The sequence below is a fragment of the Planktotalea sp. genome (assembly GCF_050633725.1).
GTDB lineage: Bacteria > Pseudomonadota > Alphaproteobacteria > Rhodobacterales > Rhodobacteraceae > Planktotalea.
Genome location: NZ_JBOEHB010000002.1, coordinates 265187 through 284335, shown reverse-complemented (window position 1 = coordinate 284335; position 19149 = coordinate 265187). Strand labels below are relative to the sequence as shown.

21 protein-coding genes are annotated in these 19149 nt (G+C 54.0%); 16 read left to right on the top strand and 5 right to left on the bottom strand.

Translation table 11 applies throughout. From position 1 onward, the window contains the following. Positions 1 to 3: 3 nt before the first annotated feature. From ACRBCU_RS03545 to ACRBCU_RS03535, 3 genes are read left to right on the top strand one after another with little or no spacing between them, the layout of a single operon-like run. A complete protein-coding gene (locus ACRBCU_RS03545) occupies positions 4 to 972 on the top strand; it encodes a cupin domain-containing protein (protein ID WP_431363984.1) in 969 nt (322 codons plus the stop codon). Between the two features lie 33 nt (positions 973 to 1005). Next, a complete protein-coding gene (locus tag ACRBCU_RS03540; RefSeq protein WP_431363983.1) occupies positions 1006 to 2133 on the top strand; it encodes a cobalamin-independent methionine synthase II family protein in 1128 nt (375 codons plus the stop codon). A gap of 6 nt (positions 2134 to 2139) precedes the next feature. Next, entirely contained in the window at positions 2140 to 2835 is a 696-nt protein-coding gene (locus tag ACRBCU_RS03535) for an RraA family protein (RefSeq protein WP_431363982.1), read from the top strand. Between the two features lie 102 nt (positions 2836 to 2937). Here the strand turns inward: ACRBCU_RS03535 and ACRBCU_RS03530 are convergent, their stop codons facing one another. The 4 genes from ACRBCU_RS03530 to ACRBCU_RS03515 are packed head-to-tail and all read right to left on the bottom strand — an operon-like array spanning position 2938 to position 5373. Beyond that, positions 2938 to 3423 (bottom strand): DUF6505 family protein, encoded by a 486-nt coding sequence (locus ACRBCU_RS03530; RefSeq protein ID WP_431363981.1) that lies wholly within the window; start codon positions 3421 to 3423, stop codon positions 2938 to 2940. Between the two features lies 1 nt (position 3424). Continuing rightward, positions 3425 to 4129: a DUF4444 domain-containing protein gene (locus ACRBCU_RS03525; RefSeq protein WP_431363980.1), complete on the bottom strand. Its 705-nt coding sequence runs from the start codon at positions 4127 to 4129 to the stop codon at positions 3425 to 3427. After that, positions 4126 to 5181, bottom strand: coding sequence for a P-loop NTPase (locus ACRBCU_RS03520; RefSeq protein ID WP_431363979.1), 1056 nt, complete (start codon positions 5179 to 5181; stop codon positions 4126 to 4128). The genes ACRBCU_RS03525 and ACRBCU_RS03520 overlap by 4 nt, the downstream gene beginning before the upstream one ends. Next, complete coding sequence (locus tag ACRBCU_RS03515; RefSeq protein ID WP_431363978.1) at positions 5182 to 5373, bottom strand: DUF6494 family protein; 192 nt, start codon at positions 5371 to 5373, stop codon at positions 5182 to 5184. It lies immediately after the preceding gene. Positions 5374 to 5468: 95 nt separating this feature from the next. On the opposite strand from ACRBCU_RS03515, the gene ACRBCU_RS03510 reads away from it, so the two are divergent. Beyond that, positions 5469 to 6194: a hypothetical protein gene (locus ACRBCU_RS03510; RefSeq protein ID WP_431363977.1), complete on the top strand. Its 726-nt coding sequence runs from the start codon at positions 5469 to 5471 to the stop codon at positions 6192 to 6194. Here the strand turns inward: ACRBCU_RS03510 and ACRBCU_RS03505 are convergent. Continuing rightward, positions 6188 to 8134, bottom strand: coding sequence for a 4Fe-4S binding protein (locus ACRBCU_RS03505; RefSeq protein WP_431363976.1), 1947 nt, complete (start codon positions 8132 to 8134; stop codon positions 6188 to 6190). The two genes, ACRBCU_RS03510 and ACRBCU_RS03505, sit on opposite strands and share 7 nt — an antisense overlap. Positions 8135 to 8484: 350 nt before the next feature. Here ACRBCU_RS03505 and ACRBCU_RS03500 point away from each other — a divergent pair, with 350 nt between their 5' ends. From ACRBCU_RS03500 to ACRBCU_RS03445, 12 genes are all read left to right on the top strand, one after another. Further along, positions 8485 to 9015: a DUF3305 domain-containing protein gene (locus tag ACRBCU_RS03500; RefSeq protein WP_431363975.1), complete on the top strand. Its 531-nt coding sequence runs from the start codon at positions 8485 to 8487 to the stop codon at positions 9013 to 9015. Beyond that, the gene (locus ACRBCU_RS03495) at positions 9012 to 9617 is read left to right on the top strand and encodes a DUF3306 domain-containing protein (RefSeq protein ID WP_431363974.1); all 606 of its coding nucleotides are present in this window, start codon (positions 9012 to 9014) and stop codon (positions 9615 to 9617) included. Before ACRBCU_RS03500 ends, ACRBCU_RS03495 begins: the two co-directional genes overlap by 4 nt. Beyond that, positions 9614 to 10219 carry a TorD/DmsD family molecular chaperone gene (locus tag ACRBCU_RS03490; RefSeq protein ID WP_431363973.1) on the top strand — a complete coding sequence of 202 codons (606 nt, stop codon included), beginning with the start codon at positions 9614 to 9616 and terminating at the stop codon, positions 10217 to 10219. The genes ACRBCU_RS03495 and ACRBCU_RS03490 overlap by 4 nt, the downstream gene beginning before the upstream one ends. A gap of 57 nt (positions 10220 to 10276) precedes the next feature. Then, positions 10277 to 10480, top strand: coding sequence for a twin-arginine translocation pathway signal protein (locus ACRBCU_RS03485; protein WP_431363972.1), 204 nt, complete (start codon positions 10277 to 10279; stop codon positions 10478 to 10480). 115 nt (positions 10481 to 10595) lie between these two features. Next, on the top strand, positions 10596 to 13490 hold the full coding sequence (locus ACRBCU_RS03480; protein WP_431363971.1) for a formate dehydrogenase subunit alpha: 2895 nt from the start codon (positions 10596 to 10598) through the stop codon (positions 13488 to 13490). Positions 13491 to 13502: 12 nt separating this feature from the next. After that, entirely contained in the window at positions 13503 to 14096 is a 594-nt protein-coding gene (gene fdh3B, locus ACRBCU_RS03475) for a formate dehydrogenase FDH3 subunit beta (RefSeq protein WP_431363970.1), read from the top strand. A gap of 85 nt (positions 14097 to 14181) precedes the next feature. Next, positions 14182 to 15393, top strand: a complete 1212-nt coding sequence (locus ACRBCU_RS03470) for a formate dehydrogenase subunit gamma (RefSeq protein ID WP_431363969.1) — start codon at positions 14182 to 14184, stop codon at positions 15391 to 15393. After that, entirely contained in the window at positions 15394 to 16689 is a 1296-nt protein-coding gene (locus tag ACRBCU_RS03465; RefSeq protein ID WP_431363968.1) for a c-type cytochrome, read from the top strand. Position 16690: 1 nt separating this feature from the next. After that, positions 16691 to 16819 carry a hypothetical protein gene (locus ACRBCU_RS03460; protein WP_431363967.1) on the top strand — a complete coding sequence of 43 codons (129 nt, stop codon included), beginning with the start codon at positions 16691 to 16693 and terminating at the stop codon, positions 16817 to 16819. Between the two features lie 30 nt (positions 16820 to 16849). Further along, on the top strand, positions 16850 to 17554 hold the full coding sequence (locus ACRBCU_RS03455; RefSeq protein WP_431363966.1) for an ABC transporter permease: 705 nt from the start codon (positions 16850 to 16852) through the stop codon (positions 17552 to 17554). Beyond that, entirely contained in the window at positions 17548 to 18264 is a 717-nt protein-coding gene (locus tag ACRBCU_RS03450) for an ABC transporter ATP-binding protein (protein WP_431363965.1), read from the top strand. The genes ACRBCU_RS03455 and ACRBCU_RS03450 overlap by 7 nt, the downstream gene beginning before the upstream one ends. Beyond that, a complete protein-coding gene (locus ACRBCU_RS03445) occupies positions 18261 to 19061 on the top strand; it encodes a substrate-binding domain-containing protein (protein ID WP_431363964.1) in 801 nt (266 codons plus the stop codon). Before ACRBCU_RS03450 ends, ACRBCU_RS03445 begins: the two co-directional genes overlap by 4 nt. Positions 19062 to 19149: the final 88 nt, after the last annotated feature.

The following is a 19149-nucleotide window of genomic DNA, read 5'->3' as shown; positions in this document are numbered from 1 at the left end:
ACTATGACACCAGCACAAATGGAAACGCGGATCGTTCGTTATGGCGATCTGATCCCATGCAAAACAGCCTTCATCGACGCCCATACCCCTGGCAGCGATCAAAAGGAAAACTTCACCATCATCGGCGGCGGTGTAAGCGAAAGCGCCGACCAACACGTGCATATCAACGACACGCCCGGCTTCAACATTGGTGCCGCGGGCCAGCCTCCGAAATGCCGTAACTCACTGCACAGCCATACCACTGCTGAAGTGTTCTTTGTCCTAAAGGGGCGCTGGCGTTTCTTTTGGGGACGTTGGGGCGATGCGGGTGAGGTCACGCTAGAAGAAGGTGATATCTTCAACATCCCGACTGGAATTTTCCGTGGATTTGAAAATATCGGGATTGATTACGGAATGATCATGGCCGTCCTTGGCGGCGATGACGCAGGTGGTGGTGTCACTTGGGCTCCGCAAGTGATCCAAGATGCAACCGAGCACGGGCTGGTTCTGGGTGAAAACGGAAAACTATACGACACCAAGCAAGGGGCAACATTGCCCGACGGCGTCAATCCAATGCCCGTGTTAGGCGACGCAGAGCTTGCCAAAATGCCTGAACCAGCCGCTTTGGACGTGATCCCGCGCCATGTCGCGCGTTACCTTGATCTGATGGGGTTGGCGGGTAAATCCCCCGCCAAAGTCATCGGAGAAAATGCGATCCTGCCAGATAAGCCGGGCTTTGATATCGAGTTCATTACGCGTGGATCGTTGAACGCCGATCCGATCACAATCGAGCAATCCGTTGTTTTGATGCCGATGCGCGGGCACTGGAAGCTATCTTGGGAGGGAGGAGCATCAACACTAAATCCGGGCGATACATGCCTGCTCCCCGCTGGCTTTACGCATAAGCTGCAACCATCCATGACGGGCGAAGCCAGCCTTTACCGTGTTATCTCCAACGACGACCCAGCCGGACCAACTTGGACGGGAAAATAACATCGCCCCCCAATTGCATTTGAAAGAAACACCATGACCAAAATTCTGACCTCACATGTTGGCAGCCTGCCGCGCACTCAAGATGTTGTTGATTTCATTTTTGCGCGGGAAAACCAGCAACCGTATGATCAAGCCGCATTTGATGCCGCAATGACATCAGCGGTTGATGAAACAGTCGCGAAGCAGGTCAAGGCCGGCATCGATATTGTAAGCGATGGCGAGACCTCAAAAATCTCATATGCTACCTACGTTAAAGACCGCTACACTGGGTTTTCTGGTGACAGCCCCCGCAATGCGCCCGCCGATCTAAAGATGTTTCCCGGCTTCCTGAAGCGGCTGGCCGATGACGGTGGGACACCCCAATACGCCCGCCCGATGTGCACAGGAGACGTGACATCAAAGGGACAAAGCGAGCTACAAAAAGACATCGACAACCTCAAAGGAGCGATGGCGAAGCATGGGGCGCAGCGTGGCTTTATGAATGCGGCATCTCCGGGCGTGATTTCTCTATTCCTGCAGAATGATCATTACAAAACCCGCGAGGCCTATCTCGCTGCCCTCGCCGATGCGATGCGCGAAGAATACGAAACAATTGTCGCCTCTGGCCTTGATCTGCAATTAGATTGCCCTGACCTTGCCTTGTCACGGCACATGCTGTTCCACGACCTAACAGACAAAGAATTCCTCAAGGTCGCGGAATCCCATGTGGAAGCTCTAAATCACGCATTGGAAAATGTGCCAGAAGACAAGGTACGCATTCATATCTGCTGGGGCAATTACGAGGGACCGCATTGTTGCGATATCCCAATGGACACGGTCTTTTCGACCTTGATGTCGACGAAATCCAAGTACGTTCTGTTCGAAACATCAAATCCTCGCCACGCGCATGAATGGACTGTGTTTCGTGATCGCAAGTCTGAGATTCCCGACAACAAAATCCTAGTACCCGGCGTAGTCGACACAACCACAAATTTTGTCGAGCACCCAGAGTTGGTGGCGCAGCGGATCGATCGTTTCACCGGGATCGTCGGCGCAGATCGTGTTATTGCCGGATCTGACTGTGGGTTCGGTACTTTCGCCGGTTTCGGCGCGGTTGATCCAGACATCGCCTACGCCAAGCTCACCAGTCTTTCCGAGGGTGCCGAACTGGCAAAGGGATAACAGATCATGACCCCATCCTTACTCAAGCGCTTGCAATCTGTAGACACGCCAACCGTTTGCAATGCAATCGAAGTAGCGCAGGGAAAACGCGGCTTTGATGCATTCACACGCGGCACAATGCTGTGCAGCGCACCGAACGAACCTGCGATTGTTGGCTATGCCCGAACAGCTAAGATTGCTGCAGTCCACGCCCCAACTGAACCGCCAGAGGTGATCAAAGAGCGCCGCATGGCATACTATAAGCATATGGCCCAAGCACCTATGCCGGCGGTTGCTGTTGTTGAGGACATGGATTTCCCTGATTGCATCGGTGCATATTGGGGCGAAATCAATACCACAGTGCACAAAGGCTTTGGGCTTTCAGGAACTGTGACAAACGGTGTCATGCGCGACCTCGGAGATGTACCTTCAGGCTACCCAGTTGTTGCAGGATCAATTGGGCCCAGCCATGGTTTTGTTCATGTCAAAGAAATCGGAACACCCGTCGAAATTTTCGGCATGCTCGTTAAAGAAGGCGATTTGATCCACGCAGATCGTCACGGCGCAGTTGTAATTCCCGAGGACGTTATCGAAACGTTGGAAGATGCCATCGAGAAACTGCTCTCCACAGAACACCTGATACTAGAGCCAGCCCGCAAAGCTGGTTTTGATTTCGAAACGTTTGAAAAAGCTTGGGCCCAGTTTGAAAATAGCCGGACGTAACCTCGAGCTTCTTCATCGCTCTTGGAAAACGACCCAACGCTAGTCGATCAATTCGGCGTTTTGAATAAGGGAAGCTCGCGCTTTCAAAAGCTGGCGGCAGACTTAGTGATCGTCATCCAACGAGCCATGGATGGCAAACTGGTCTAGCCCCGCATCGCGGGGTTCAACGATGCGGTAGCTTTCTTTGACGCCTGCTTCCGTCAGCTCGCGAGACACCAATAGCAACGTGTTCGCTGCTTGGCCTTCGCATATATCAACCATGTGCATGACTTCATCGCGCGCGACACCCATAGCGGCGTCCAGCGAGGGGGCTCCGTACATGTCTACAAAATGCTGCGCCAAAGCTACGATCAGAGCTTCCATTTCCGCTGGCTCTATTTGCGTTACTGCGACAACCGAAACGCGGCCAAAGGTTTCGCAGCCAAGCCATCCATTTGCAAACGCCTGACGCGCCTTTCCGCTTAAATCACCTTCGCCCCAATTGGAGAACTCAAACCCACCTGAAATGCACCACTCGCCCGTGCGTGCTGGTGCGTGAAAGATGTTCATATCGCTTTCATCAAAATGGATTGCGCGTGCAAGCATCATATCAGGAGCCTTCCAGCAAGTTCGTCAAAGGGATCAAGTGGGTCGTCTCGCTATCCCGCAGCAACATTCCAAAACGCTCATCAACCCCTAAATAGGTGCCAGACAAATGGCCATTTTGCGTTTCATCTCCAATGCCGTGCGCAAGTGCTCGCCAATCTGTGTGAAGTGCCGCCACCCCGCTTTCGAGCCAGGTGTTGATACCTACGAGCGTGTGTTTCACCCAAGATTCAAGCAAATCTACCGCATTCACATCAGCGCAGCCTTCGGCATAAAGCGCTGTTTCGTCTGGCGTGTGACCCATGTCATCGCTTTCTGGCCAAAGCGGAAGCTCTAGCCCGACAACCAGCCAATCTGTCTCTGCTCTGGGATCGCTTGACGCAGCCGCAACGCGCAAGCGGCCACAGATCGCGCCGTTGATACGCACATCGCCCTCCCAACCGAGGTGAACCGCAACTTCAGGCGGTGCCAATGCGCCAAGCGCATTTTGAAAACCTACCCCGCATAGCGGTAACATGGTCATTGCGTCTTCGAGTACGACGTCGGGGGCAAATACCATCGCTGCCCGCAGTGTTGAGGCACCAAGATTGTAAACAACAAGTCCCGCATCGCAACCGCGCGTTGCCTCAACACAGGCTTTGTCGAACGGGTCAATCTGGCCTTCAACACCGAGCCCGCTGAACAAGGGAGGAAAGCTGGGCTCACTCATGCTTTGTTGTCCGCAATCAAAGCCTTAGCAACATCGCGGAAGGCTTTGGCCTGTGCGCTGTCGGGCTTGGACACAACAATCGGCGCACCGCCATCCGCAGCAACGCGGATATCCAAGTGCAAAGGTATCTCAGCAAGCAAGGGCACGCCCAGTTTTTCGGCCTCTGCCTTTACGCCGCCATGGCCAAAGACATGTTCCTCGTGACCGCATTTCGAGCAGATATGCGTACTCATGTTCTCGATCATACCAATCACGGGCGTGCCCATTTGGTTGAACATGTCGATGCCTTTACGTGCATCCAAAAGCGCAACGTCCTGCGGTGTTGATACGACAAGCGCGCCGTCCAATTTTGCCTTTTGCGCAAGCGTCATTTGCACATCGCCAGTTCCCGGTGGCAAATCGACGATCAGAACATCAAGCGCCCCCCACTGCACCTGATTTAGCATCTGTTGCAAAGCACCCATCAGCATTGGCCCACGCCAAACGACCGCCTGATCTTCGTTGGTCATTAAACCTATCGACATCATTGTCACGCCGTAGTTTCGCAGCGGCAAAATGATCTTGCCATCAGGGCTTTGTGGACGTCCCGAAACACCAAGCATACGGGGTTGCGAAGGGCCGTACACATCTGCATCCAAAATACCGACGCGACAGCCCTCGGCCGCCAATGCACAAGCGAGGTTCGACGCGACAGTCGACTTTCCAACGCCGCCTTTACCAGAGGCAACGGCAATGATGCGATCAATCCCGGGAATTTTTTCCGGGCCAGCAGGTTCGGCTTTGCGCGCCGTGCCCAAATCAGGTGGCGGTGCCTTTTTGCTATGCGCCGTCATGACAATAGAAACCGAGCTCGCCCCAAGTTCAGAGAGCTTTGCTTCGGCCTCAGCCTTTGCCGCCATAAAGGGATCAGGGCGATCCACCTCCATAACAAAGCGCACTTTCCCGTCGTCGACGTTAAGCGCGCGGACCAATCCGGCCTCGACCAGATCAACGCCAGAAGGAGCTTTGATTTCTTTTAGACAGGCGAGAACATCATCGCGGGACAGAGTCATTTATGCGCCTTCAATCTTGCCAGTGACGACATGCTCTAGCTCAATGCCATCAATCGTCAGAACCATCTTCGCCTCAAAGCTCTTGCCGCTCGTCCCTTCAGCATTTCGCATCGCGTCTTCAATAGCTTGCTGCGAAGTCACGCCAACTTGTTTGAGGAATTTACGCATAGACATGTTGAAATCTTCGCTCATGAGGATGTCCTTTGATGGATCAGAATTGTTGACGGATGCACAGTAGCGCCCCTAGTCTGGGCTGCAACTAAGCATTGATAGCTGGGAGGTAGCCAATGTTCAGAACGCTCTTGGCCGTGTTGGCCATCGCGGCTATGCCAGCCTCGGCGCAAGAAAAGTCTTTCACATTGCATGCCCCCAAATCTTTGATTGAGACGGGGTTCTTGAAACATCTTCTTCCGCGTTTTTCTCTGAAAACGGGAGTGCGTATCAAGACCGTAGAGGGAAATGCCGATGCTAAGTTTGCAGCGCAAGGCACCGCTGTTTTCGCGCAAGACGGCATCGTTTGGCATTTTGACGCCATTGAAACGCCCCGCACGGAGGCTTTTGAAAAATGGCTGCTGTCGGACGTAGGAAAACGCACGATCGAAGCCTACGCGCCCGACGGCACACCGCTGTTCAGCGCGGATGTTAGTGTCACCAAAGCTGTCGAAGCGACCGTTTTGACTGGTGACGCGGTGCTTGGCGAAAAGATCAGTCTGAAGCAATGTGGTCGCTGCCATGTCGTGAACGCGAGCAACAGGATGAAGACCATAGGTTCTACCCCTTCCTTCGCCCTTATGCGCACGTTTCCAGACTGGCAAGAACGCTTCGAGACCTTCTTTATGCTGCGACCGCACCCTGCCTTTACGCAGGTCAGCGAGATTACCGAACCCTTTGCGGATAACCTGCCCTCGCCCATCGCCCCGATAGAGGTCACATGGGATCAAATCGAAGCGATCACCGCATATGTGGGCTCGATTGAACCTGCAAATTTGGGCGCGCCGCTGCAATCTCAGTGATCCTTGCGCTTGGAAAAATAGTCCTCAGACGTTCGCACGCGCGGGCGTTCATTTCCTTGGAACGGGTTATCCGTTGAATGATACTGCGCCTGAATGCGGCAATTCTCGCACATCTGGATCATCTTGGCAGCGCCAGACGTAGCGAACATGGAATGTTTGCCTGCCAGCTTTTCAGTTATCTTCGCAATCGTAGATTTTGAACCGAACAAACTGCCACATTCGATGCAGGCAAAGGGTTCTTCTTCGTTCAAAATCCGCTGACTAAGAGCGGCGTCCGTCAGATCCATTTGCGGTTTCAACGTGATCGCATCTTCTGGACAGATGTTGCTACACAAGCCGCATTGAAGACATGCATCTTCTTGGAAACGTAGCTGTGGGAGGTCTGAATTGTCTCCCAATGCGCCTGATGGGCAGAGCGACACACAAGACAAACAAAGCGTGCAAGCGTCGGTATCGACAAGAACTGCGCCATAGGGTGCCCCTTGAGGCAGATCGAGAATTTCCGCATTTGGTTGCAGCGCCTTCGCAGAAAGACGCGCGACTTGTCGGCGGCTCCCGATAGGCAAAACTGGCTCGCACTCTATTTGACCTGTCACAGCTTCGTAGAGCGCCTCGCATAGTGCGTCCGGGTCTGTCGCATCCAGCAAGCGAGTCGCGCCATCGCTCGACAGCGCAGAAGCAAGAGCGACCTGCGCGTCCAATACTTCGACTTCGGTCTTTGGGGACATTAGGATATCAACATGGGAAAAACCGCTAGCCAAAGCTGCAAGCATTTCGGCATGGCCAAATCCTGACAAAGCCTCAACCTCAAGCGGGATCACGTTAGACGGTAATCCCCGCCCAAACCGCGCAGCCAACGAGATCATTTCAGCGCCATGCGCGCTATCGTGGACCAGCAACCGTGCATCTTGGCCGCCTGCGCTGCGATAGGTTGTTGCCAAAGTATTCATGCGGCGGAAAAGGGCGTCAACGGGAGGCGCATCATAGCTGATCGCGCCAGACGGGCAGACCGCGGAACATGATCCGCAGCCAGCACAGATCATTGGATCAATCGCAACATGCTCACCAGCCGACACGATTGCGCCAGTTGGACAAACGTTCAAACAATTTGAACAAGCGGCTTGCTCCGCTCGACTATGGGCGCACAGGCTTTCCTCTAAGCGCACATAAAGCGGTTTTTCGAATGTGCCGACAAGTTGAGAAGCTTCGAGAACGGCCTTAGCAACCGCTGGCGGATAGCTTGGGTCTGCGCGCAAATACCCTTCGCGTTTTTCCGGCGCTGGAACCAATGCAGAGCCACCTCCAAGATCGAGAATGACATCGCAAGCAGAGCTGGCTCCATCCAAAGGCGCGCTTAACTCAAACGCACCGCGCCCACCGGGGGTAATTTGCTGAAGCGCATCAATCTTAACACTAAATCCGCCTAAGGCACCCGAAACATTGCGCACAATGCCAACGACGCAATCGAAACTGCGATCCGTTGGCACCAGATCAGCGTTCGGCACGAGCACTGTGACCGCCAACGTTTCACTCAGCTCGCGCGCCGCTTCGAGCGCAGGCTCTGCTCCAATGATCAGGCAAGTGCCTTCTGAAACAACATCAATCGACTTTCCAAGTGGCAGCGCCAAAGCGGCTTCGGCAGCCAGTGCCGCCATCTTGGGTGCAGTATCGCCTTCGCCCCAGCCAGCCCTGTCGCGCAAATCGACAAAACCGGGCGTTTCACCGCCAAGCTCTTCTGCGAGCTCTTCAAAAACCTGTCGCTCTTGCTGACAAGCGATGAGCGCATCACCTTTTGAAATTTCTTTCGCGGCATTCTCAATTTGACCGCGACACAGGCCCGTATAGACCTTGGAGCACTCAAGCCCGCTGCCCGCAGAAATCGCGTTAGCATCTATCGCTTGGCTGCCCATGCAGTCACATAATACGAGCCTTTTTGCCACTTGAATCTCCCTTTTGACGGCAGCAGAAGTCGCTGGGTCAGTCGTAGGATTGGCGTGTTTTTTCCCTGACGTAAACCGAAAACATCTCAACGCATTCAATGACTTGAATGCTTCGAGTGCAAATTGAACCGCCGCTCTAATACTTTAGTATGCCCCCCTTTTTTGCTGATACCCCAATGTTTACAGACTAGTAGCCAAGTCTAACCTTCGCCGCAGCGCGTCATTTCGCTTTCTGAAAATTTTCAACAGGTGAAATTGCTTTTCAGGGGGTGTTTGTTCGTCTACTTTTCCCCTACGTCACTTGGAATCGAGGAGCAGGACAGATCGAGCTTAATTCAAACTCAATCTCGATGCCTTTGGGGATAGTTATCCGCAGAGAACCTGGCGTGACGCGCTGGGCCAAGCATGTTTGGAAAGCGACTGATGTTCTGCCCGGCGCAAGCAACGCCAATTGGAAAGAGCTGCGCCGAGACGGTGAAACCGTTGAATTTCACGCGGCTACGCTTCCTCTGGAATTGTTCCGCACGGATACAGAAGCCTACCTCCATGGTCTTTCGGCGAAAGTTCCCGCGATCTATGTCGTTATGCGTCAGAGCGAAGATGATACCCCGCTTGACGTTGTTCTGGCGACAGCCTCGCCTTATGAGGCGCAAGACTATGCGGACACCGGCGAGGAACTGGTCGAGAAAATCCCGATGCCCGAGGGTTTGGTCGCTTGGATTCGCGATTACGTTGAAATGCACCATGAAGACGAAGTCTTTGTGAAGCGCCGCCGTGATAAAGCGCGCGTGGATCGAAAAGAGGACGGCATTGGCGATGCACGTATACGTCAAACCTCTGATGTTTATCGCGCACCCGCCAAAAAGGAGACAATCCATTGAGTGGTGAGCCGAATTTCTGGGCCCGCCGCCGCGCGGGCGTTGCCGCTGAAGCAAAAGCCGAGCAAGACGCGATTGATGCGAAGGCTTTGGCAGAAGAACACGCAGCTCTTGAAGAACTAAGCGAAGAAGACATGCTCGCAGAGCTGAACCTGCCAAACCCCGACACCTTGGTACAAGGCGATGATTTTGCTGCTTTCATGGACAAAGCCGTTCCCGACCAGATTCGCCGCCGCGCGCTACGCACCCTGTGGCGCTCTAACCCGGTCTTGGCGAACGTCGATATGCTGGTCGATTACGGCGAGGACTTCACAGACGCAGCTATGGCTGTGGAAAACATCCAGACCGCATATCAAGTTGGTAAAGGTATGTTGAAACATGTTGAGGAAATGGCGCGCCAAGCGGAAGAGCGTGAAAACCCATCACCAGCCGTTGAAGACCTCGAAGATGAGATCGAAAGCGAGCCTACGCTAAGCGCTGAGGCCGATGAGAACGAAGAGATCAACGTTTTAGAGCACGAACAAGTCGCTGAACTTGAAGAGCCAGAAGTCTTTTCGATGCCGACCCCGCGCCGCATGAAATTTACAGTTGAGGAACACGCGTGAACGCTGCTGAAGATATTACAATCGCTTCCGAAGATCGCCTGCGCGCTGATCTTTATAATTTCTTGGGCTTGATGCTTTCCGGCCCGCCTGATCAGTTGTTGCTCGATCAATGTGCGGGACTGTCTGGCGATGATAGCGAGCTGGGCAAAGCCATTTCTGGTCTCGCGCGCGTTGCCAAAGCCTGCAAGCCCACAAAGGTCGAAAGCGAATTCAATGCACTGTTCGTCGGTCTTGGGCGCGGCGAATTGCTGCCCTATGCGAGCTATTATCTCACTGGTTTCTTGAACGAAAAGCCATTGGCGGGTCTGCGCGCGGATATGGCGGCGCGCACGATGACGCGCGCGCCAAACGTTTATGAACCAGAAGATAACATCGCCTCATTGATGGAAATGATGGCGGGAATGATTGTTGGGCGTTTTGGCCAGCCCGCCTCGATCGAAGATCAAAAGCAGTTCTTCAACAAACACATCGCGCCTTGGGCGGGACATTTCTATTCCGATTTGGAAGCTGCCAAAAATTCGATCCTTTATGCCTCAGTCGGCAATGTAGGACGCGAATTCATGGATATTGAACGCGAAGCATTTCGCATGACCGCAAATTAGCGGCCTGCGATTTTAATGGCGGGGATGCCCGCCGCAACAAGGGAGGGAGACATCCCCATGACCAAGACAGCCCTTAAGGGAAAGAGCGAAGGCGCGAGCCGCCGTGACTTTCTGAAACTCGCTGGCACCACTGCGCCAGCCGCTGCTGTGGCACTCGCCGCCGGCGCGACAACGGCTGAAGCCCAGCCTGTCGATCTGTCATCGGAAACGATGCAAGACACAGCGCACACCCGCGCTTATTTGGATAGCGCCCGTTTCTAAGACGCTGCCCTGTACGACCTTTGAGAGACTGGTTGCGTGACGCCCGACATCTCAAAGTAGCAATCGAAACCAAGCGAGCGGGGCAATTGCCCATGCAAGCAAGGGAGGACTACACATGCTAAAGAAAAAGACCAACGGGGTTGCGCGACGCCCCCAGCGGACTGGCATACTATCTGACATCGCAGAAAAATCTGTCGATCGCCGCTCATTTTTGCGCGGCTCTGGTTTGGCCATTGGTGGCCTTGCCGCAATTTCAGCCACGGGTGGCACTGTCACCCAAGCCTCTGCCCAAAGCGCAGCGGCGACAGCGGTTGAAACGATCAAATCCGTTTGTACACACTGCTCTGTCGGCTGTACCGTCGTCGCAGAGGTCAGCAACGGCGTCTGGACGGGTCAAGAGCCCGGCTGGGACAGCCCATTCAACCTTGGGGCGCACTGCGCCAAAGGTGCCGCGGTTCGCGAGCATGCCCACGGTGAACGCCGCCTGAAGTACCCGATGAAAAAAGAGGGTGGTGAGTGGAAGCGCATCTCATGGGATCAAGCGATCGACGAAATCGGCGATGGCATGATGAACATCCGCGAGGAAAGCGGACCGGATTCCGTTTACTGGCTCGGCTCTGCAAAGCATAACAACGAACAGGCCTATCTGTTCCGTAAGTTTGCGGCGTATTGGGGCACAAACAACGTCGACCATCAGGCGCGTATTTGTCACTCGACCACTGTTGCGGGCGTAGCCAACACATGGGGCTACGGCGCCATGACAAACAGCTACAACGACATCCACAACTCCAAAGCGATCTTCATCATCGGTGGTAACCCTGCCGAGGCGCACCCTGTTTCTTTGCTTCACCTGTTGAAAGCGAAAGAGCAGAACAACGCGCCAGTGATTGTTTGCGATCCACGCTTCACACGTACCGCTGCACATGCAGATGAATACGTACGCTTCCGTCCTGGTACGGACGTTGCGCTGGTTTGGGGCATCCTGTGGCACATCTTCGACAACGGTTGGGAAGACAAAGAGTTCATCCGCACCCGTGTTTGGGGCATGGACCAAATTCAGGAAGAAGTCGCAAAGTGGACACCTGAAGAGGTTGAGCGCGTAACAGGCGCGCCAGGTTCGCAGCTCAAACGCGTTGCACGCACGATGGCCAACAACCGTCCCGGCACTGTGATTTGGTGCATGGGTGGCACACAGCACACCAACGGCAACAACAACACACGCGCATATTGCGTGCTTCAGTTGGCGCTTGGCAACATGGGCACATCGGGTGGTGGTACAAACATCTTCCGTGGTCACGACAACGTTCAGGGCGCAACCGACCTTGGTGTTCTGTCGCACACGCTTCCGGGCTATTACGGTCTGTCAGCAGGTGCATGGGCGCATTGGGGCCGTGTTTGGGGTGAAGATGCTGATTGGCTCAAAGGTCAGTTCGCATCAACCAAGAGCGCAGATGGCAAAGATAAGTCTTTGCAAAACCTGACAGGTATTCCTGTATCGCGCTGGATTGACGGTGTGCTTGAAGATCCAGACAACATGGACAACCCGGACAAAGTCCGCGCCATGGTTCTTTGGGGTCACGCGCCGAACTCTCAGACACGCCAGAAGGAAATGAAGACCGCGATGGAGAAGCTGGATATGCTTGTCGTCGTTGATCCATATCCAACGGTGTCTGCGGTTCTGCATGATCGCACAGATGGCGTTTACTTGCTGCCTGCCTGTACGCAGTTTGAAACACGTGGTTCTGTCACCGCTTCAAACCGTTCGTTCCAGTGGCGTGACAAAGTTGTCGATCCATTGTTCGAGAGCAAGCCGGATGAGGTCATCATGGCCAAGTTCGTCAACAAGTTCGGTTGGGGAGATCGTTTCTTCCGCAACATCGAAATGGAAGACGCGGAAACACCAAACGTTGAAAGCATCACACGTGAGTTCAACAAAGGCATGTGGACCATTGGTTACACAGGTCAAAGCCCTGAGCGCATCAAAACGCACATGGCGAACCAGCACACGTTTGATCGCACAACGCTTCAAGCGGTGGGTGGACCTGCGGATGGCGATTACTACGGTCTGCCGTGGCCATCTTGGGGCACAGCCGAGATGAACCACCCCGGCACGCCAAACCTTTACGACATGTCCAAGCGTGTGTCTGAAGGTGGCCTGACATTCCGCGCCCGTTTCGGCGTTGAACGCGATGGCGACAATCTACTGGCTGAAGGTGTCTACAGTAAGGACAGCGACATTCAGGACGGTTACCCTGAGTTCACCATGCAAATGCTGATGGACCTCGGTTGGGACAGCGAATTGACGGACGAAGAACGTGCGTCCATTGATGCTGTCGCAGGACCAAAGACCAACTGGAAGACCGACCTTTCCGGCGGCATCCAGCGGGTTGCGATTGCGCATGAATGTGCGCCGTTCGGCAACGCCAAGGCGCGCGCTGTGGTCTGGACCTTCCCTGATCCGGTTCCTGTTCACCGTGAACCGCTCTACACCAACCGCCGTGATCTGGTTGAGGATTACCCAACATATGAGGACCGCAAGTTCTATCGCTTGCCGACCATGTATGCCTCGATCCAGAAAAACGACTTTAGCAAGGATTATCCAATGATCCTGACCTCTGGTCGTTTGGTCGAATACGAAGGGGGCGGTGATGAAACCCGTTCCAACCCATGGCTGGCTGAACTTCAGCAAGACATGTTCGTTGAGATCAACACACGCGATGCCAACAACCTTGGTGTACGTGATGGCGAACAGGTCTGGGTGGAAGGCCCCGAAGGCGGCAAGGTCAAAGTGATGGCCATGGTGACCGAACGGGTTGGCGAAGGCGTTGCCTTTATGCCGTTCCACTTTGGTGGTCATTTGGAAGGCGAAGATCTTCGGGGCAAATACCCTGATGGTGCTGACCCTTATGTGCTTGGTGAATCTACCAACACGGCACAGACCTATGGCTATGATTCAGTCACGCAAATGCAAGAGACCAAGTGTACTCTTTGCAAAATCTCAGCAGCATAAGGAGACCAACACATGGCAAGAGCAAAGTTTCTCGTCGACGCCGAACGCTGCATTGAATGCAACGCCTGCGTCACCGCCTGTAAGAACGAGCACGAGGTGCCTTGGGGCATCAACCGCCGGAAAGTCGTCACGATCAATGACGGCTCCCCGGGGGAGCGTTCGATCTCGGTCGCTTGCATGCACTGCTCCGATGCACCTTGTATGGCGGTCTGCCCTGTAGACTGCTTCTACCAGAACGAGGAAGGCGTGGTTCTCCACTCCAAAGACCTCTGCATTGGCTGTGGATATTGCTTCTACGCGTGCCCCTTCGGTGCGCCGCAGTTCCCGCAGGCAGGCAACTTCGGTTCCCGTGGCAAAATGGACAAATGTACATTCTGCTCTGGTGGTCCAGAAGAGACCCACTCAACAGCCGAGTTCGCAAAATACGGCCGCAACCGCATCGCAGAAGGCAAATTGCCAATCTGCGCTGAGATGTGTGCGACCAAAGCGCTTCTCGCAGGTGACGGCGACGTTGTCTCAGGCATCTACCGCGAACGCGTAGTTGCCCGTGGCTTCGGTTCCGGCGCTTGGGGCTGGGGTTCTGCGTACGGACAACGTGACGGCTAAACCGCCCTGACTGAAGTTAAACGGATTAGGGCGGCCCCTTTGTCGGGTCGCCCTTTTCAACTTATTTGAAACAAGAGGACCTCCCATGTTTCGCGCATTGATCGCACTTTTTCTAAGCCTATTCCTGACTGTCTTTGCTGCCACCTTCGCAATGGCAGAAGACGCAAGCGCACCTGTAGTCGAACGCGCGGAAACGGGTGGAGCGCAAACGCTAGCTGATATTATCGCTCGTCAAAACGGAGAGCCTGTCGATAACAGTTTTCGGTCAAACAACACGGGCAATGCAGACGGGGCAAGCCTTGCAGGTCAGCTCGGCACCCTCGGCGGTGCATCTGATCCCGAACTCTGGCGCGCATTGCGCTTTGGATCGGCGGACATAACGGCTTCGAACAACGGCCCTGCTGCGACGACTTTGGTACAAGACGGTGGGATGCGCTGGCTCATGTTCCGACAGGGGCCACTCGCGACTTATGGCGCTTATCTCCTTGGTCTCACCGTGGTTTTGCTTGCGTTGTTCTATCTCATCCGTGGTCGCATCAAAATTGACGGCGAAAAAACGGGTCGCAAGATTGAACGTTTCAAAGCTGTAGAGCGTTTTGGGCACTGGCTCTTGGCTGGCTCCTTTATCCTACTCGCGCTGACTGGATTGATTTCCCTCTTTGGGCGCAAAGTGCTGATCCCTGCCTTTGGCCACGATGCTTTTTCCTTCCTCGCAGTTGGTTCGAAATGGGTTCACAACAATGTTTCTTGGGCCTTTATGCTAGGTCTCGTCATGATCTTTGTGATGTGGGTTGTTCACAACCTGCCACATCGCTCAGACATTAACTGGCTGCTTAAAGGCGGCGGAATATTCTCAAAAGGGCACCCACCAGCGAAGAAATTCAACGCGGGTCAAAAGATGATCTTCTGGTCTGTGATCCTGTTTGGCACGACAATTTCGATCTCCGGCCTCGCACTGTTGTTCCCTTTCGAGATCAACATGTTCGCCGCGACGTTTGCAAAGCTCAATGCCTTTGGCATTTCAGGGCTTCTCGGGCTTGGTGAATTGCCCACCAATCTCGCACCACATCAAGAAATGCAGTATTCGCAGCTTTGGCATGCCGGTGTAAGTTTTGTTCTAATGGCGATCATCATTGCGCATATCTATATCGGCACCGTTGGCATGGAAGGCGCAGCCGAGGCGATGACCAAGGGCGACGTAGAAGAGCAATGGGCGCGTGAGCACCATTCAATCTGGGTTGAGGAAGTTGAGGCAGCGCAAAACACAGCCCCAAACACAGCGACCCCTGCTGAATAAATGTGGCGCGCACTGGTCATATCTGCCCTGTGCGCCACGCCTCTTTCTGCGCAGGAGTTCTTCACGCTTAAAGGGCATGGCGGCCCCATCATGGACATCGCCGTGGCTCCAAGCGGTCAAATCGCAACCGCGAGCTTTGATAACTCTGTTGGGCTTTGGCAGGATCAAACGCCCAAATGGCTTGAAGCACATCGCGCCGCGGTAAACGCGGTTCAGTATTCCAGCACTGGCATTCTTGCCTCAGCGGGTGATGACGACAGCCTTTGGATTTGGGCGGACGGCAAAGGCGTGAAAACAGCAACCCACACGGCAAAGATCGTCAATATTGCGTTCACTCCAGATAGCGCTTTGATCGCGACTGCCTCTTGGGACAGCACAATCGGCCTGACCCCCAGCAGCGGTGAAACCACAAGCGAAACGCGCTTGCGAGGTCATAAAAGCGGCGTCAATTCCGTTGCGTTTTCCGCAAGCGGTGAAACGCTCTACTCTGCCTCTGTCGATGGCACTATTCGCGCATGGCGCTACACAGAAAGCCCCGTTGTCTCCAATGTGATCGTTAAACATGGCTTTGGCGTTAATGAGTTGATTGTGAATGACGAAGACAGCTGGCTCGCATACGGCGCAACGGACGGCGGCACGCGGATCATTCATCTCGAAACTGGTGAGCAAATTGCTGACTTCACGCTAGAACGTCGCCCGATCCTTTCAATGACCTACGACCCGATAGGAAAAGCGCTCGCTGTTGGTGATGGCCAAGGATATATCATGGTAATTGATACCGCCGAGATGCGCATCACCCATGACTTTCAAGCCTCGCGTACCGGACCCATTTGGGCCTTGGCCTTTTCGCACGACGGACAAAACCTGCATGCTGGTGGGATCGAAGACATCGTCTATTCTTGGCCCCTCGCCACAATGACAAAGCATCAACCGATGGCAGGAACAACACGCAGCTTTCTTGAGAAACCTGAAACGCTCGCAAATGGGGAACGTCAGTTCAAACGCAAGTGTTCGATCTGTCATACCCTCACCGAAGGCAGCGCGCGAAAAGCAGGGCCGAGCTTGCATGGGTTATTTGGGCGCAAAGCGGGGACCGTGGCTGACTACAGCTATTCCGATACGCTTGACGGCTCTGACATTGTCTGGTCAGCAGAGACGATAGATGCGCTTTTCGACCTTGGCCCTGATCACTACATTCCCGGCACGAAAATGCCGATGCAGCGAATTGTGAAACAGATAGATCGCGATGATCTGATTGACTATTTACGCACTCAAACAGTGCTCAGAAAGGACTAACATGAAAACAATGTTGATCGCTTTTGTGGCTATCGCGGTGATCGCGGTGGGCTCTAACATGATCCTTGGTGCCGCTGGTTTTTCCAGCCAAGATCGAACCGCAGGCTCCGCCGTGCGCCTTGACAACTGAGCCTGACACAGCGCTGGGACCGATAGCAGCATGAACGAAATCTGGGCTGGATTGCTGGCCGCTTTTCAGCTGATTGTGACGCTCGACAAGGATCTTGTCGAGATCACACTGCGCTCGCTTCAGGTGAGCCTGTCAGCCCTTGTGATCGCATCCGTTATTGCGCTGCCTTTTGGCACTTGGCTTGCAATTCGTCGCTTTCGATTTCGCCGCGCGACAATTGCCACGCTCAACGCACTGATGGGTTTGCCACCCGTCGTGGTCGGCTTGATCGTTTACCTGCTTTTGTCGCGCTCTGGCCCGTTTGGTGTTTTGGGTCTGTTGTTTACTCCCTCGGCAATGATCATAGCCCAAGTGATCATCATCACACCCCTTATTGCGTCAATCACCCATCAGGCCATGCGTGAGCTTTGGGCGGAATATCATGACCTACTTATATCGTTGAACACCAGCCAGCGTCAGCGGGTTCTCACGCTTATCTGGGATGGCCGCCGCGCTCTGCTTACAGGGGCCCTTGCCGGCTTTGGCCGCGCGATTGGGGAGGTTGGCGCGATCATGATCGTTGGCGGCAATATTGATCACGCCACACGCGTATTAACCACGGCCATTGCGCTGGAAACAGGCAAGGGCGATTTTGCCTTGGCTCTTGGTCTTGGCTTTGTGCTGATCGCTTTGGCACTGCTCGTCAATTTCGCCATTCATTCGCTGTCTCGCACTGAAAGGCATGGCACATGGTAGAACATGCCTTAACTGTCAGCCTAAACGACATCCACGTCAAAAGACGCGGCAAAACCATCCTTGGTCCAATCGATCTAACGTTGCCTGCGACTGGGTTTACAATTGTTCTTGGCCCTAACGGAGCAGGGAAAACAACTCTGCTAAAGGTGCTACATGGCGTTGAACGCGTCTCAACTGGCAGTGCCAATTGGTCGGTGCCCGCCAGTGAAGCACAGCAAAGCCAAGCCTATGTTTTCCAGCGCCCCATCATGTTGCGGCGTACAGTTGCACAGAACTTGGCATATCCCTTGCAGCTGCTTGGTATGCAAAAGACCGTCATCGAAAAAGAAGTTGCAAAATGGGCCGAACGCATCGGCCTTACGGATCTGTTGGATCACCCTGCCCCGCGTCTTTCAGGGGGGGAAAAACAAAAACTCGCGCTGGGGCGCGCTTTGATCCGTCAGCCGAAGGTGTTGTTCTTGGATGAACCTTGCGCCAATTTGGACGGCCGCTCGACCCGAGAAATAGAAGACGTTCTGCGCGCCGCAAACACGTCAGGCACACGCGTCATAATGACCACCCATGATCTTGGTCAGGCGCGGCGTCTTGCCAGCGACGTAGTCTTTTTGTTGAATGGCAAAATCCACGAACAGGGCCGCGCGCCCGACATTTTTTCTGCCCCTACAACAGCAGAGGCAAAGGCATTCTTCCAAGGAGACATCGTAGAATGATCCGCATTTTCGCCCTCGTATTCAGCCTATTAGGCGCAACAGCACAGGCTGACTCAATGAAACTTGCGGTGACGACCAGCTTTCACAATTCTGGTCTGTCCGATGTTCTATTGCCCGCCATTCTAGAAGAGACTGGACTTGAGGTTCAGCTACTTGTTGTAGGCACAGGCCAAGCCCTACGATTGGGTGAGGCGGGTGATGTTGATGCAATTCTCGTGCATTCCCGAGCCGCCGAAGATGCGTTTGTTGAAAAAGGTTTTGCCCCTCACCGGCGTGAAATTATGTACAACGACTTTGTGTTTATTGGCCCCGACGCTGATCCCGCTGGTGTTCGAAACGCGGGCAACGCAGCCGATGCCCTGCAAAGTATCTCACAAGCCAAAGCAACTTTTGTAAGCCGAGGAGATGACAGTGGCACCCATAAAAAGGAACTCGCGCTTTGGCGTGACGCGTCGCTTGACCCCAACACGTTCGATAGTTGGTACAAGGCAGTCGGCGCAGGCATGGGCGCAAGCCTAAACACCGCAGCGGGCCTAAATGGCTATATTCTTTCTGACCGTGCAAGTTGGCTCAACTTTGGCAACAAGGGCGAGTTAGCCGAGTTATTTTCGGGCGATCCTGTATTATTCAATCAATATGCTTATCTGCCTGTCAGCAAACTCAAACACCCGCACGTTAATGCCACCGCGAGCCAAGTTCTGGAAAGCTGGTTGACTGGACAAAGCGCTGAACAATTGATCAACGATTACATGATCAACGGCGAAGCGCTATTTGTGTTCAACGCAAAACAACAATAGCGCTTTCTGGGACCCTTATAACACTCGCTCATAAGGGCGATCGGGTATTCTCCAAAAGCAAAATCAACTCTGCATGAGTTCTTTCAGC

Excerpts from the sequence above, each read along its gene's own strand:
- ACRBCU_RS03520 (WP_431363979.1), bottom strand. The coding sequence starts at position 5,181 with ATGACTCTGTCCCGCGATGATGTTCTCGCCTGTCTAAAAGAAATCAAA.
- ACRBCU_RS03540 (WP_431363983.1), top strand. The coding sequence starts at position 1,006 with ATGACCAAAATTCTGACCTCACATGTTGGCAGCCTGCCGCGCACTCAA.
- ACRBCU_RS03510 (WP_431363977.1), top strand. The coding sequence starts at position 5,469 with ATGTTCAGAACGCTCTTGGCCGTGTTGGCCATCGCGGCTATGCCAGCC.
- ACRBCU_RS03465 (WP_431363968.1), top strand. The coding sequence starts at position 15,394 with ATGTGGCGCGCACTGGTCATATCTGCCCTGTGCGCCACGCCTCTTTCT.
- ACRBCU_RS03525 (WP_431363980.1), bottom strand. The coding sequence starts at position 4,129 with ATGAGTGAGCCCAGCTTTCCTCCCTTGTTCAGCGGGCTCGGTGTTGAA.
- ACRBCU_RS03500 (WP_431363975.1), top strand. The coding sequence starts at position 8,485 with ATGCCTTTGGGGATAGTTATCCGCAGAGAACCTGGCGTGACGCGCTGG.
- ACRBCU_RS03445 (WP_431363964.1), top strand. The coding sequence starts at position 18,261 with ATGATCCGCATTTTCGCCCTCGTATTCAGCCTATTAGGCGCAACAGCA.
- ACRBCU_RS03545 (WP_431363984.1), top strand. The coding sequence starts at position 4 with ATGACACCAGCACAAATGGAAACGCGGATCGTTCGTTATGGCGATCTG.
- ACRBCU_RS03485 (WP_431363972.1), top strand. The coding sequence starts at position 10,277 with ATGACCAAGACAGCCCTTAAGGGAAAGAGCGAAGGCGCGAGCCGCCGT.
- ACRBCU_RS03455 (WP_431363966.1), top strand. The coding sequence starts at position 16,850 with ATGAACGAAATCTGGGCTGGATTGCTGGCCGCTTTTCAGCTGATTGTG.
- ACRBCU_RS03515 (WP_431363978.1), bottom strand. The coding sequence starts at position 5,373 with ATGAGCGAAGATTTCAACATGTCTATGCGTAAATTCCTCAAACAAGTT.
- ACRBCU_RS03535 (WP_431363982.1), top strand. The coding sequence starts at position 2,140 with ATGACCCCATCCTTACTCAAGCGCTTGCAATCTGTAGACACGCCAACC.
- ACRBCU_RS03450 (WP_431363965.1), top strand. The coding sequence starts at position 17,548 with ATGGTAGAACATGCCTTAACTGTCAGCCTAAACGACATCCACGTCAAA.
- ACRBCU_RS03530 (WP_431363981.1), bottom strand. The coding sequence starts at position 3,423 with ATGATGCTTGCACGCGCAATCCATTTTGATGAAAGCGATATGAACATC.
- fdh3B (WP_431363970.1), top strand. The coding sequence starts at position 13,503 with ATGGCAAGAGCAAAGTTTCTCGTCGACGCCGAACGCTGCATTGAATGC.
- ACRBCU_RS03460 (WP_431363967.1), top strand. The coding sequence starts at position 16,691 with ATGAAAACAATGTTGATCGCTTTTGTGGCTATCGCGGTGATCGCGGTG.
- ACRBCU_RS03480 (WP_431363971.1), top strand. The coding sequence starts at position 10,596 with ATGCTAAAGAAAAAGACCAACGGGGTTGCGCGACGCCCCCAGCGGACT.
- ACRBCU_RS03470 (WP_431363969.1), top strand. The coding sequence starts at position 14,182 with ATGTTTCGCGCATTGATCGCACTTTTTCTAAGCCTATTCCTGACTGTC.